Origin of the sequence: Demequina capsici (assembly GCF_032102965.1) — a bacterium.
Classification (GTDB): Bacteria; Actinomycetota; Actinomycetes; order Actinomycetales; family Demequinaceae; genus Demequina; species Demequina capsici.
In genome coordinates this window covers 2,055,695-2,069,565 of record NZ_CP134880.1, presented here as the reverse complement: position 1 = coordinate 2,069,565, position 13,871 = coordinate 2,055,695, and the positions used below count along the sequence as shown (strand labels likewise).

Annotated in this window: 12 protein-coding genes; 9 read left to right on the top strand and 3 right to left on the bottom strand. The window is 70.7% G+C overall.

The genetic code is table 11. The annotated features are described in order from the left end of the window. Nucleotides 1-78: 78 nt before the first annotated feature. The 8 genes from ligA (at nt 79) to RN607_RS09925 (ending at nt 9,006) form a co-directional block, all read left to right on the top strand. On the top strand, nt 79-2,331 hold the full coding sequence (gene ligA / locus RN607_RS09960) for an NAD-dependent DNA ligase LigA (protein ID WP_313542344.1): 2,253 nt from the start codon (nt 79-81) through the stop codon (nt 2,329-2,331). Nucleotides 2,332-2,488: 157 nt separating this feature from the next. Beyond that, complete coding sequence (locus RN607_RS09955) at nt 2,489-3,277, top strand: OmpA family protein (protein ID WP_313542342.1); 789 nt, start codon at nt 2,489-2,491, stop codon at nt 3,275-3,277. 5 nt (nt 3,278-3,282) lie between these two features. Then, the gene (locus tag RN607_RS09950) at nt 3,283-4,101 is read left to right on the top strand and encodes a hypothetical protein (RefSeq protein WP_313542339.1); all 819 of its coding nucleotides are present in this window, start codon (nt 3,283-3,285) and stop codon (nt 4,099-4,101) included. Nucleotides 4,102-4,278: 177 nt separating this feature from the next. After that, the gene (locus tag RN607_RS09945; RefSeq protein WP_313496780.1) at nt 4,279-4,857 is read left to right on the top strand and encodes a GNAT family N-acetyltransferase; all 579 of its coding nucleotides are present in this window, start codon (nt 4,279-4,281) and stop codon (nt 4,855-4,857) included. Nucleotides 4,858-4,923: 66 nt separating this feature from the next. After that, nucleotides 4,924-5,223, top strand: a complete 300-nt coding sequence (gatC, locus tag RN607_RS09940) for an Asp-tRNA(Asn)/Glu-tRNA(Gln) amidotransferase subunit GatC (RefSeq protein WP_313496778.1) — start codon at nt 4,924-4,926, stop codon at nt 5,221-5,223. Continuing rightward, on the top strand, nt 5,220-6,779 hold the full coding sequence (gene gatA, locus RN607_RS09935; RefSeq protein ID WP_313496776.1) for an Asp-tRNA(Asn)/Glu-tRNA(Gln) amidotransferase subunit GatA: 1,560 nt from the start codon (nt 5,220-5,222) through the stop codon (nt 6,777-6,779). Before gatC ends, gatA begins: the two co-directional genes overlap by 4 nt. Before the next feature lie 29 nt (nt 6,780-6,808). Further along, entirely contained in the window at nt 6,809-8,299 is a 1,491-nt protein-coding gene (gene gatB, locus RN607_RS09930) for an Asp-tRNA(Asn)/Glu-tRNA(Gln) amidotransferase subunit GatB (RefSeq protein WP_313545421.1), read from the top strand. A gap of 71 nt (nt 8,300-8,370) precedes the next feature. Next, nucleotides 8,371-9,006 (top strand): polysaccharide deacetylase family protein, encoded by a 636-nt coding sequence (locus RN607_RS09925; protein ID WP_313496775.1) that lies wholly within the window; start codon nt 8,371-8,373, stop codon nt 9,004-9,006. Between the two features lie 2 nt (nt 9,007-9,008). Here RN607_RS09925 and RN607_RS09920 read toward each other — a convergent pair whose 3' ends face one another. Beyond that, nucleotides 9,009-9,521 (bottom strand): VOC family protein, encoded by a 513-nt coding sequence (locus RN607_RS09920; RefSeq protein WP_313542337.1) that lies wholly within the window; start codon nt 9,519-9,521, stop codon nt 9,009-9,011. Between the two features lie 72 nt (nt 9,522-9,593). Here RN607_RS09920 and RN607_RS09915 point away from each other — a divergent pair, with 72 nt between their 5' ends. Beyond that, entirely contained in the window at nt 9,594-11,675 is a 2,082-nt protein-coding gene (locus tag RN607_RS09915; protein WP_313542335.1) for a heavy metal translocating P-type ATPase, read from the top strand. Between the two features lie 31 nt (nt 11,676-11,706). Here RN607_RS09915 and RN607_RS09910 read toward each other — a convergent pair whose 3' ends face one another. Both RN607_RS09910 and RN607_RS09905 read right to left on the bottom strand, forming a co-directional pair. Then, the gene (locus RN607_RS09910) at nt 11,707-12,366 is read right to left on the bottom strand and encodes a thioredoxin-like domain-containing protein (protein WP_313542333.1); all 660 of its coding nucleotides are present in this window, start codon (nt 12,364-12,366) and stop codon (nt 11,707-11,709) included. Nucleotides 12,367-12,514: 148 nt separating this feature from the next. Further along, complete coding sequence (locus RN607_RS09905; protein WP_313542331.1) at nt 12,515-13,858, bottom strand: M20/M25/M40 family metallo-hydrolase; 1,344 nt, start codon at nt 13,856-13,858, stop codon at nt 12,515-12,517. Nucleotides 13,859-13,871 lie beyond the last annotated feature (13 nt).

Here is a 13,871-nt window from a genome sequence, read left to right as displayed (position 1 = left end):
GGCGGCCGCACGGCCAGGCTACCCGCGCGTCGCTGCGGTGCCGCGTCTGTGTCGGTGCTCCGTGATGGAATGTCTCCTGTGAACGACGCCATCGCTGATGCCACCCGAGCCAGGTCCCGCCACGTGGAGCTCGTGCAGCAGATCGAGGAGCACCGCGCGCGGTACTACGGTGACGATGCGCCGACGATATCCGACGCCGAGTACGACGCGCTCGAACGGGAGCTGCGTGCGCTCGAGGCGCTGCACCCGGAGCTGGTCGAGCCGGACTCGCCCACGCAGACGGTGGGGAGCGCGGGGGCTGACACGGGCTTCACGAAGGTCAGGCATCGTGAGCGGATGATGAGTCTGGACAACGCGTTCTCCCTGGCAGATGTTGAGGAGTGGCTTGCGCGCGTAAGCAAGGAGGCGGGTGATCAGCGCATCGTCTGCGAGCCCAAGATCGACGGCCTGTCACTGTCGCTCACCTATGAGGACGGGCTCCTGGTGCGGGGCGTCACGCGCGGCGACGGGACGACGGGCGAGGACGTCACGGCGAACGTGCGCACCATCGCGGGGATCCCGACCACGCTGCGCGGGCCCGAGCAGGGCGGCGCCCCGATCCCCGCGCTCGTCGAGATCCGCGGCGAGGTGTACATGCCGGTGCAGGAGTTCGAGCGGCTCAACGAGCGGCTGCTCGCGGAGGGCAAGGATCCCTATGCGAACCCGCGCAACACCGCCGCGGGCTCTCTGCGACAGAAGGACCCTGCGGTCACGGCGACGAGGGCGCTGGCGCTCACCACATACGCCCTGGGCGCGCTCGAGTGGGGCGGCGTGGAGCCGGACAGGCGGCTCGCGGCGCAGTTCGGCATCTACGAGGTGCTCGCGGATTGGGGCATGCCCATCACGGACCATGCCACCGTGCTCGATGGCGCGGAGGCGATCGCCGCCGCGCTGGCGGATCTGGAGAAGAACCGCCACCGGCTCGTTCACGAGATCGACGGCGCCGTGCTGAAGGTGGACGACCGCGCCGTGCAGGCTGAGCTCGGCTCGACGAGCAGGGCGCCTCGCTGGGCGCTCGCCTACAAGTTCCCGCCTGAGGAGGTCCACACGCGTCTGGTGGACATCAGGATCGGTGTGGGGAGAACTGGACGGGCGACGCCGTACGCGGTGATGGAGCCGGTGAAGGTGGCTGGCAGCACGGTGCGCCAGGCGACACTTCACAACCAGGATGTGGTGCGTGCGAAGGGTGTGCGGATCGGGGACGTGGTGGTGCTGCGCAAGGCAGGCGACGTGATCCCCGAGATCGTCGGACCGGTCGCGGCGCTCGCAGATGACGGCTACGCGCGCACGGACTTCGTGATGCCTGCCGACTGTCCCGAGTGCGGCACCGCGCTGCGCGCGATGAAGGAGGGGGACGCCGACCTGCGTTGCCCGAATGCGCGGTCCTGCCCCGCGCAGGTGCGCGGGCGTGTGGAGCACATCGGCTCCCGAGGCGGTCTCGACGTCGAGGCGCTCGGTGAGGTCACCGCTGCCGCGCTCACCCAGCCGCTCCGGCCCGAGCGGCCGCCGCTGGCCACCGAGGCCGGACTGTTCGATCTCTCGCTCGACGACCTGCTTCCCGTGGAGGTCGTGGTCCGCGATGCGGACACGGGGCTGCCCAAGGAGGACGAGTCCGGCGAGATCCGGGTACGAGCGCCGTTCCAGAAGGTGGAGCTTGTGTACCCGCCCGGCACGGAGGATCTGTCAGCCTCGGAGCGACGGGAGGCGGGCATCACGAAGAGTCACCGCCGGATCGTCCCGTCGGCGCAGGCCGTCACGCTGCTGGATGAGCTGGAGCGCGCCAAGTCCAAGGAGCTCTGGCGGGTCCTCGTGTCGCTGAACATCCGCCACGTGGGCCCGGTCGCGAGCCGGGCGCTCGCGACGGCATTCGGTTCGATGGACGCGATTCGCGCGGCGTCGGAGGAGAGCCTTGCCGCGGTCGAAGGCGTGGGGTCGATCATCGCGGAGTCGGTCATCGACTGGTTCCAGGTCGACTGGCACCGTGACATCGTCGACCAGTGGACCGCTGCGGGAGTGCGGATGGCGGAGGAGCGGGACGAGAGCATCCCCCAGACCCTCGCCGGCATCACGATCGTCGCCACCGGCTCGCTTGAGGGATTCACCCGCGACGGGGTCAAGGACGCGATCATCTCCCGAGGAGGGAAGGCGGCAGCGTCGGTGTCCAAGCGCACCGACTACGTGGTGATCGGCGCCAACGCGGGCTCCAAGGCGGCGAAGGCGGAGGAACTCGGAGTCGCCACGCTCACGGAGGCGCAGTTCGTGGCGCTGCTCGCGGGCGAGCTCCCCACGTAGCCGGCGTGCATCGGCGCTCGCGGTCGCAGGTCGCGTTGGTCGTCGAACCGGTCCTTGTCGCGTCGACGTGGCGCGTGGCAGCGCGGGTGGCGGCCGGGTTAATGTAAGTGACGCAGAGGGTGTCCCACGGGCCCGCACGCACGTCAGGAGGGTGACGATGAGGGAGGACGGCCGGAATCCGGGCCGCGGGTACGTCGCGGGTCCCATCCGCTGGTGGCTCCTCGTGCTGGGCGTGGTGCTCACACTCACGGCTGTCACCTTCGGCTTCTCAGCGTCAGTCTCGTCGGCCACGACCGCGCAGGTGAGGACGGCGCTCGACGACGCGGGTCTGACGCGCATCGTCGTGGACTCGGTCGACTACCGAGATGTCGTGATGCGCGGCCCCGCGGCTGACGAGGCCGCGGCCAGGGCGGCGATCAGCGGCATCGACCTGGTCGAGCAGGTCGAGTACTCCGCCGACGAGTCGCTGGCACCCACCCCGTCCCCGAGGCCTTCGCCGAGCACCACGCCGTCCGCGAGCGCCTCGGCCGCACCGACGCCGTCCGCGAGCGTGTCGGCCACTGCGTCGGCCACGCCGACGGAGACGACAGTGCCGATCCCCACGTTCGAGCCCGTGCTGTTCGACGCCTTCTCCGCCGATCTCACCGACGCGGCGAAGGCGCAGCTCGACGACATCGCGAACGGCATCGTCGACACCCTCGAGTCGCACCCCGGCATCAGGGTGCACGTGGACGGATACAGCGACTCGGTGGGCACCGAGGAGGAGAACCAGGTGCTCACCGATCAGCGGGCGCAGAACGTGAAGGACTACCTTGTGGGCGCCGGAGTCCCCGGCTCCATCCTCGAGGCGACAGGTCACGCCGAGCAGTCCCCGGTCGCGTCCAACGCGACGGAGGACGGCCGTGCGCAGAACCGCCGCGTCGAGATCACGATCACGGAAGGATGACGATCATGGTTGCTGCTCTCCGCGAGGCCTGGTTGTGGCTCCTCCTCGCCTTCGTCCTGGGCCTGGTGATCGGGTACTTCCTGCGCCGATACACGGTGGCTGAGGAGCCGGCGCAGGCGGGGGAGGGGTCCGCGGCCAGCGCCGCAGTCGCCGCCGAGACGGAGGGCCCGGCCGAGTCCGCGCATGAGGCTGGGTCCGAGTCCGAGTCCGAGTCCGAGTCCGAGCCCGAGTCCGAGTCCGCGAGTGAGGCTGAGCCTGAGACTGCGGTGCTGCCGCCGGCCACGGTGGCGGAGCCCCTCGCAGACGTGGTGCCCACGCGTGCGGGCGAGGACTCGACGGCCGTCGCGATGACCGAGCTCGCGCGTGCGGCTCAGGAGGCAGAGGCGGCGGCGCTCGCAGAGACCGACGCCGTGCCGTCGGACGAGGCCGCTCAGCAGCAGGACCAGGAGGACCTGGAGGAGCAGGGGCCGGCGATCGACCTGCCCCACTTCGACCCGCAGTCGGATGAGATCGACCCCGACGACGTGTTCCTGCCCGTGGTCGAGCCGCTGCGCGTGCCTCACGGACGGCGCGCGGCTGAGGCGGCGCGGACGGCCGCGTCGGCGGCAGACGCCGCACCGGTCGCGGATCCGGAACCGCTCGCGGATGCACAACCCTCCACTGCGGCGGCTTCGCCCTCACCCTCGCCCTCGGCCGGTACGGCAGGAGTTCCCGCTGCGGCGCTCATCGATGAGGCTGCCGCGGAGGCGGCAGTCGAAGAGCTCGCGACCGAGACCAAGCGCCGTCGCTCGCGGCGAGGCGGCGAATCCGTCGACAACGCGTAGCGACGGTCGGGGCACCACGCGAGCGTCACCCAGGCACCGCGCGGGCGTCACGCAGGCACCACGCGGGGCCTGCGGGACGACGCGCGCGAGGACATCAGGACGTGAGCTCGGCCCTTCCGTACACTGGCGGCAGGCAACGAAGCCCCCACGCCTCACACACCCCGGAGGGAGGCGCCTATGACCTTCTCGGTCCGCGCCGTCGCACCTGACGAGACCTCACGCCTGGCAGAGATCGGCGCGCTCACTGCGCTCGCGTACCTGTCCGACGGACTTGTCGACCAGTCGCACCCGTACATCCCGCAGCTCCGGGACGCGCAGACCCGGGCCGAGGACGCGATCCTCCTGATGCTCTCCGACGGGGAGCGTGGCGAGGGCGCCGCAGTGGGCACCGTGACGTTGGTGCCGCCGGGCAGCCGGTTCACCGAGCTGGCGCGGGACGGGGAGTTCGAGCTGCGGATGCTCGCCGTGTCGCCGCTTGAGCGCGGCCGGGGCATCGGCCGGGAGCTCACCCGTGCGGCACTTGACATGGCGGTCGCCAGCGGTGCCACGAGGGTGGTGCTGTCCACCATGGAGACCATGCATGCGGCGCACCGGCTCTACGAGGCGATGGGGTTCGCGCGTCGGCAGGACCTGGACTGGCTCGCCGACCCGGAGTCCTCAGGTCCGCTCACCCCCGAGCATGCCGACCTCATGGAGGACGACGTGCCGGGCCTGCACACGGGCGTGCGGCTGCTCGGGTACTCCTGGGAGCCCTGACGCTGGTGCCGGTGGACGCCGTGGTGGGCCTCCACGGGGTCGCCGCGCGCCACTAGACTGGCGGCCATGTCATCCCTCGATCGCTCCGACGTGGCGCGGCTGGCCGCGCTCGCGCGCATCGACATGACGGACGACGACCTGGACCGCTTGTCGGGTCAGCTGTCCGCCATCGTCGACGCCGTGGCCAAGGTCGCCGAGGTCGCAGGCACCGATGTGCCGGCCACCTCCCACCCCATCCCGATGTCCAACGTGCACCGGCCCGACGAGGTGAGGCCCTCGCTCGCGCAGGACCGCGCGCTCGCCGCCGCCCCCGAGGCGGAGGAGGGCCGCTTCCGCGTCCCGCAGATCCTGGGGGAGGAGGCATGAGCGCGATGGATTCGAGCACGGTGAAGTCGAGCACAGTGGATTGGACCCGCGCGACCGCCGCGGAGATGGCGGCCGCCCTGAAGGCCGGCGAGGTGACGAGCGTCGAGCTCACGCAGGCGCACCTGGACCGCATCGCCGCCGTCGACGGCCCGGTGCACGCGTTCCTGCACCTGGACCCGGAGGGTGCGCTCGAGACCGCCCGCAAGGTGGACGAGGACCGCGCCGCAGGCGTCGAGTTGCCCGCGCTGGCCGGCGTGCCTGTTGCCGTGAAGGACGTGCTCGTCACCGAGGGACTGCCGACCACCGCAGGCTCACGGATCCTCGAAGGCTGGATCCCGCCGTACGACTCGACGGTGTCCGCGAACCTCAAGGCCGCGCGCATGCCGATCCTGGGCAAGACCAACATGGACGAGTTCGCCATGGGCTCGTCCACGGAGCACTCCGGCTACGGCCCCACCCACAACCCGTGGGACCTGGACCGCATCCCTGGCGGCTCGGGCGGCGGCTCGGCCGCTGCGCTCGCCGCGTTCGAGGCCCCGCTCGCCATCGGCTCGGACACGGGCGGCTCCATCCGCCAGCCGGCGTCGGTCACCGGCACGGTGGGCGTGAAGCCCACCTATGGCGGCGTGTCCCGCTACGGCGCTATCGCGCTCGCCTCGTCGCTCGACCAGCTCGGCCCGTGCGGTCGCACCGTGCTCGACACGGCCATGCTGCATGAGGTCATGGGCGGCCACGACGAGAAGGACGCGACCAGCCTCGACGAGCCCGTCCCGGCGTGCGTCGACGCGGCGCTCCAGGGCGCCACGAAGGACCTCACCGGAGTGAAGGTGGGTGTCATCAAGGAGCTCTCCGGTTCATCCGACGACGGTGGCGAGGGCTACCAGGCTGGGGTGAAGCAGCGCTTCGAGGAGTCGCTTGAGCGCCTCAAGGCGATGGGGGCGGAGATCGTCGAGGTCTCATGCCCGTCGTTCGAGTACGCGCTCGCCGCCTACTACCTGATCCTCCCGTCGGAGGCGTCGTCGAACCTCGCCAAGTTCGACTCGGTGCGCTTCGGCCTGCGGGTGGAGAAGGAGACGGTGGAGAAGACGATGCTCGCCACGCGCGCCGCCGGCTTCGGCGACGAGGTGAAGCGCCGCATCATCCTGGGCACCTATGCCCTCTCCGCCGGCTACTACGACGCGTACTACGGCTCGGCGCAGAAGGTCCGCACGCTCATCCAGCGCGACTTCGCGGCCGCGTTCGAGCAGGCGGACGTGCTGGTCTCGCCGACCACGCCCACCACGCCGTTCAAGCTCGGCGAGCGCATCGACGACCCGCTGGCCATGTACCTCAACGACGTCGCCACGATCCCCGCGAACCTCGCCGGCATCCCTGGCATGTCGCTCCCGTCGGGCGTCGCGCCTGAGGATGGCCTGCCCGTCGGCTTCCAGATCCTCGCGCCCGCGCACGAGGACGCCCGCCTGTACCGCGTCGGCGCCGCCCTCGAGGCGTCGTTGACCGAGGAGTGGGGTGGCGCCTTGACCGCGCAGGCCCCCGAGCTGGAGGTGGCGCAGTGAGCGTCGAGAACCTGAGCTACGACGAGGCCATGGAGGACTTCGACCCGGTGTTCGGCATCGAGGTCCACGTGGAGCTCAACACAAAGACCAAGATGTTCTGCGGTTGCGCCAACGAGTTCGGCGCGGAGCCCAACACGCAGGTCTGCCCGGTCTGCCTGGGGCTTCCCGGCTCCATGCCGGTGACGAACGAGAAGGCCGTCGAGTCGGCGATCCGTCTGGGTCTGGCGCTCGGCTGCTCCATCCGCGAGTCCAGCCGCTTCGCCCGGAAGAACTACTTCTACCCGGACCTCGCGAAGGACTACCAGATCTCGCAGTACGACGAGCCGACCTGCTACGAGGGCTCGCTCGAGGTGGTCCTGGACGACGGCACGGTCGTGGAGATCGGCATCGAGCGTGCGCACATGGAGGAGGACGCCGGCAAGAACACCCACGTGGGTGGCTCCGGCGGCATCCAGGGTGCCGACCACTCGTTGGTCGACTACAACCGCGGCGGCGTGCCGCTCGTGGAGATCGTCACCAAGCCGATCGAGGGCATGGGCTCCCGGACCGCGGAGGTTGCGCGCGCCTACGTGGCGACGATCCGTGACATCGTCCGCGCCCTCGGCATCTCCGACGGTCGCATGGACCAGGGCTCGGTGCGTGCCGACGTGAACCTGTCGCTGCGCCCCAAGGCTCAGGCCGGTGAGGACCAGTCCGCGGTGCCGTTCGGCAAGCGCTCCGAGACGAAGAACGTGAACTCGCTGCGCGCCATCGAGCGCGCCATCCACTTCGAGGCCGGACGCCAGGCCGCGCTGCTGTCCGACGGCAAGCCTGTCGTCCAGGAGACCCGTCACTGGCACGAGGACACGAACGCGACCACGCCGGGCCGTTCCAAGGAGGAGGCAGAGGACTACCGGTACTTCCCGGAGCCCGACCTGCTGCCCGTCGAGCCGTCGCGCGAGTGGGTCGAGGAGCTGCGGGGCACCATCCCCGAGCACCCCGCCAAGCAGCGCGCACGTCTCAAGGACGAGTGGGGATTCTCCGACCTGGAGATGCGCGACGTCGTCGCCGCGGACGCGATCCCCGCGCTGCTCGCCACGGTGGGGGCCGGCGCGACGCCGCAGGCCGCCCGAAAGTGGTGGATGGGCGAGCTCGCCCGTGTGGCCAACGACCAGGGTGTCTCGCTCGAGGAGCTGGCGGTCACGCCGGCAGACGTCGCGGAGCTCCAGTCACTCGTCGACTCTGGCCGCATCAACGACAAGCTGGCGCGTCAGGCGCTCGCGGGCGTGCTCGCGGGCGAGGGCTCGCCGACAGCGGTGGTCGAGGCGCGCGGGCTTGAGATCGTGTCCGACGACTCCGCGCTCGAGAAGGCCGTGGACGAGGCGCTCGCCGCCCAGCCCGACGTGCTCGCGAAGATCCAGGACGGCAAGGTGCAGGCCGCTGGAGCGATCGTCGGCGCGGTGATGAAGGCCACGCGGGGTCAGGCGGATGCCGGTCGCGTGCGGGAGATCATCCTGCAGCGTGCGGGAGTGGAGGGCTGACCTCCTGAAGCGGGTGGACCAGTGCCGGTTCCGGGCGTTCGCCGCTTCCAGCGGGTAAGTGAGTGACGCCGGTGCCTCAGTTGTCCGTCGAGCCCCTCGCCTTCGCTGAAGGCGAGGGGCTCGTCTGCGCCCTCACCGTGGATGACGGCCCCCATGGCGCGGACACCGAGCGGCTGCTCGACGGCCTCGCAGCCCGCGACATCCGCGCGGTGTTCGCGGTGATCGGCGAGCAGATCCAGGCTCCCGGGGGAGAGGACCTGCTGCTGCGGACCGTGTCCGACGGGCACCTCCTGTGCAACCACAGCACCTCGTTCGCGGACATGGGACGGTGGGACGCCGACGCGGTCCGCGCAGACATGCTCGACAACCTTCAGTCCATCCACCAGGCGGTCGGCGACGACGTGCCGGTGCCGTTCTGGCGCGCGCCGAACGGCTCATGGGGTGTGACGGCGGCGGTGGCCGTCGAGCTGGGCATGCAGCCGCTTGCGGTCGTCAACACGATCGAGGATTGGGTGGAGCAGGACCCCGAGGTGCTCGCGACGAGGCTGCGCCGGGCCATCCGTCCGGGCGAGATCGTGCTGGTCCATGACGGCGGCGGGGAGCGGTCCGGCACGGTCGCAGCGCTCCTGCGGGTGATCGACGAGCGGCTCGCCGCCGGGTGGTCGTTCACGCTCCCACGCGGGTTCGGGAAACTGGCGGGCCGGTAGGTTCAAGCGAGACGTTCGGCGAGCGCGACGATGAGCCCCTCAGGTCCGCGCACGTAGGCCATCAGCCAGCGATCCTCGTATCGGCCTATGCCGCCGTCCAGCGTGAAGCCCTCTGCGGTGACGCGTGCGACGATCTCTTGGAGATCGTCGACCTCGAACGCGATGCTCCGCATGCCGAGGACGTTCGCCATCGCCGTCGGGTCTCCCGGCAGCGCCTGCGGACTGGCGAATCGCGACAGCTCGACGGCAGTGCCGCCGCCCGGCACGCGCAGCATGAGGATCTCCGAGCGCGAGCCGGGGATGCCGGTGACGGTGTCGATGAACTCGCCCTCGACGTCGGTGCGACCGTCCACCTCGAGCCCGAGGCTCACAAGGAACGATGCGACGCGATCCAGATCGGCGACCGTGATGCCGATGTGGTCGAAGCGGGTGATCCGCGCCATGGCGGGCGCCTCCTGTCGTGTGTCGGCCGTGTCCTCCGCAGCGTCCGGGTCCAGGTCCCGGCGCGTCTCCACGAGCGTACGCCTTGACCTTCCAGTGGGATGGAATCTCTACCGTGGTGGTGTTGTCCCCACCAGGAGGTTCCGATGCAGCACGACGCTGAGCAGCACGCGCACGCCGGCCACGCCATGCCGGACCACGAGGGCCACGCCGGTCACACCAACCACGGCGGCCACACCGACCACGCCGGCCACGCCGATCACGCCGGCCACGTCGAGATGTTCCGGCGCTACTTCTGGTGGAACCTCATGCTGGCGGTCCCGGTGATCGCGTCCTCGACCACCGTCGAGGGCTGGTTCGGCTACGACCTTCCGCTCAGCGGGTGGATCCCGCCGATCCTCGGCACGGTGATCTTCGTCTGGGGCGGTCGGCCGTTCCTGACGATGGCGTGGCGGGATGAGATCACGGCGCGCTCGCCCGGGATGATGACGCTCATCTCGCTCGCGATCACCGTGGCCTTCTGCGCGTCGCTCGCGACCACGTTCGGCGTGGCGGACCTCGACTTCTGGTGGGAGCTGGCGGCGCTGATCGTGGTGATGCTGCTGGGCCATTGGCAGGAGATGAAGGCGGTCGGTCAGGCCCAGGGCGCGCTCCAGGCGCTCGCGCAGCTCCTCCCGGATGATGCCGACCGCGTCGTGGGCGAGCTGACCGAGCGCGTGCCCGTGAGCGACCTCGCGGAGGGCGATGCGGTCATCGTGCGTCCCGGCGGTCGCGTGCCGGCGGACGGTCGCATCGTGTCAGGCGAAGCGGCCGTTGACGAGTCGATGGTCACCGGTGAGTCCGAGCCGGTGCGCCGCGGCGAGGGCGCCCGGGTGGTCGCGGGGACCGTCGCGACGGATGGTTCGCTACGCATCGAGGTCACGGCCGTCGGCGAGGCGACGGCGCTCGCGGGCATCCAGCGCATGGTGAGCCAGGCGCAGGAGTCGCGTTCGGGTACCCGCCGGCTCGCGGATCGTGCGGCGGCCTGGCTCTTCTATGTCGCGCTCGCCACGGCGTTGCTCACGTTCGTGGTGCACCTGGTCATGGGCGACCCGGGCGGGGGTCTGGTGAGCGCCATCTCGGTGCTGGTGGTGGCGTGCCCGCATGCGCTGGGCCTGGCGATCCCGCTGGTGGTGGCGATCTCCACGTCGACGGCAGCCCGGCAGGGGATCCTGATCAAGGATGCCGGCGCGCTCGAGAGCATGAGGCTCATCGACGCAGTGCTGTTCGACAAGACAGGCACCCTCACCCAAGGCGCTCCTCGGGTGACGGGCATGACGGTGATCGACGGCTGGGACGAGGCGCGGCTGCTGGCCGTCGCGGCGGCTGCCGAGTCGGAGTCGGAGCATCCCGTGGGTCGAGCGGTGATGGCCGCTGCCGACGAGGCCGACGTGAGGGTGCCGCGCGCGTCGCAGGTGTCGACGCTTCCGGGCAGGGGCGTGACCGCGACCGTGGACGGCGACCGTGTGGCGGTCGGAGGTCCGGCCCTGCTCGAGGAGCTCGGCGTGTCCGAGCCTCAGGCTGTGGCGGTTCCGACGGCAGAGTGGCGTCAGGCGGGAGCGTCGGTGCTGTACGTCGTCGTCGGCCAGGCTGTCGTGGGTGCCTTCACGACGGCCGATCCGATCCGCGACGAGTCCCGCGCCACAGTCGAGGCGTTGCATCGTGGTGGCGTGTCGGTCGCGCTCATCACGGGCGACTCGAGGGCGGTGGCGGAGTCGGTCGCGGGGGAGCTGGGGATCGACGAGGTCTTCGCGGAGGTGCTTCCTGAGGACAAGGACCAGGCTGTCGGCGACCTGCAGGCGGAGGGTCACCGCGTGGCGATGGTGGGCGACGGCGTGAACGACGCTCCTGCGCTCGCCCGGGCCGACGTGGGCGTCGCGATCGGTGCGGGCACCGACGTGGCGATGGAGGCTGCGGGGCTGGTGCTCGCGTCGTCGGATCCGCGCGGAGTGCTGGGCGCGATCGCGCTGTCGCGGGCCACCTATCGGAAGATGAGACAGAACCTCGCCTGGGCGACGGGCTACAACGTCGTCGCGATCCCGGTGGCGGCGGGTGTGCTGGCGCCGATCGGAGTGACGATGCCTCCCGCGATCGCTGCCGTCGCGATGAGCCTGTCGACGATCATCGTCGCCGCGAACGCCCAGCTGCTGCGTAGGGTGAGCCTTGCTCCGGAGGACGTCGCGCGCTGACGGCGGCGACGTCCTCCGTCAGCAGGTCGACTCAGGAGGGCTGACCCACGCCGCCGGTGCACTCGCCGCCGGGCTCCGGCGCTTGGCTGCCGAGCACGTACTTGGCGAGGAACTCCTGGATGCGGATGTCGCTCGTGTCCTGGACCTCGAGCTGCTCGCCCCATGCGGTGAGCACGATCGGCGCGGCCAGGTCGTTGAAGGGGCTCAGGATCGTGTAGCTGTACGGCGCCACGTCGGACTTGAGGTCCGCGATCTCGGAGGGGTCGAGATCCGGGGAGTACGTGACCCACACTGCGCCGTGCTCGAGCGAGTGGACGGCGTTGTAGGTGGGGACCGGGTCGGTGTAGACGCCGCAGTTGAGCCATGTCGGGTCGTGCTCCCCGCCGGAGGGCGGCAGGAGGGTCCCGCCGGCGGTCGCGGTGGGCTCAGGCAGCCCGGTGACGTGGTCGGTGCTCTGGTCAAGGTTCTCGGTGACGCCGGGGATCGGTGACGCGGCGGCCGCCTCGATGGTTCCCTTCTGCTGCGCGGCGTTGACGATGATGGCGCCCGCCCCGCCGACGAGGCCCACGATGACGACGCCGACGACGCCCCAGGTGAGCAGGCGCCGCTTGCGCTCGCGTCTGTCCTGCTCGGCCTTCGCGTTGGCGATGGCCGCCTTGCGGTCGTCGCGCGTGTCGTTCTTCTTCGCCATGGACGGGGCCTCCGGGGTGCGTCGCGCCCGCTCCTCCGGGTGGGAGCGTTCATCTGTGACGGCACCCTAGCAAGCGGTTGTAATCACAACCAAATTGGCGCGTGGTGACCGCGACCGAGCGGGGCGGACCCGAGCCCGGAGCGCCCGGTCAGCCCTGCGCGAGCCTCGTGAGCAGCAACACCTGCGCCACGATCATGCGCTCGATCTCCTCAGGGTCCACGCTCTCGTCGGACGCGTGGATCCGTGCCTGCGCGGTGTCCTCGGGCCCCCACAGCACGAACTCCGCACCGGGCGCGGCATCCTCGAGGGTCTGGAGCAGGGGGATCGACCCGCCGGAGCCCGCCTCGTCGCACGGCCTCCCGAATGCCTCCGCCATCGCCTCGCGTGCCGCTGCGTAGCCGGGACCGTCGGTCCGCACGCGGTACGGCGGGGCCGCCTTCATCGGCGTGACCTCCACCCGTGCACCCCACGGCGCGTGGCTCTCCAGATGGGCCACGAGAGCAGCCAGCTCCTTCTTAGGGTCGCTGCCAGGGACGATCCGCATCGAGATCTTCGCGCTCGCGGTCGGGTGGATCACGTTCGACGAGTCGGCGATCGACGTCGTGTCGAGCCCGATCGCGTTGATGGACGGCTTGGCCCACAGGCGGTCGGCGACGGTGCCGGTGCCGACGAGGCCCACGCCGGGGAGCATGTCCGCCATGGCTCGGAAGTCGTCCTCGCTGAGATCGGCGCCTTCCCACGGCCCGGCGGTGACGCCCTCGACAGCGACGTCCCCCGCGTCGTCCTGAAGGGTGGTCAGGAGGCGTGCAAGCGCCATCGTCGCGTCGGGCGCGGCGCCGCCGAACACGCCCGAATGGAGCGGGTGCTCGAGCGTGCTGACCTTGACGATGCACGAGACGTCGCCGCGGAGCGCGGTGGTCATCACCGGATCGCCCACACGGATGTTGCCCATGTCGCAGATGACGAACAGGTCGCAGCGGAACAGCTCGGGGTGGGCCTCCACGAACGCCTCGAGGTTGCTCTCCGTCTCCTCCATTCCCTCAAGGATCAGGCGCAGCGTCACGGGCGGCCTGCCGTCGAAGGCGCGCATCATGCCCAGATGCGTGACCAGGCCGCTCTTGTCATCGGATGCGCCGCGGCCGTAGATGCGGCCGTCGGCCTTGCGGGTGGGCGTCCAGGGGTCCGACGTCCACCCCTGGGACTCGATCGCCGGCTGCACGTCGTAATGCGCGTACAGCACCACGACCGGCGCACCCTCCGGCCCGGCGATCTCGCCGTAGATGGGGGGATACCCCGACGGCACGTCCATGAAGCGGGCGTCCGCGAACCCGGCGTCGCGGAACTTCTCGAGCGTCCGCTCCGCCATCGCGAGCACGGGTTCCTGGTCGTAGCCGGGGAACGAGATCGACGGGATCGCGATCAGCTCCTCGAGGTCGGCGATCACGCCAGGCATCAGCGCCTGGACCTGGGAGCGGACGTCGTCTGCGGACATGTCGAGCGGCCTT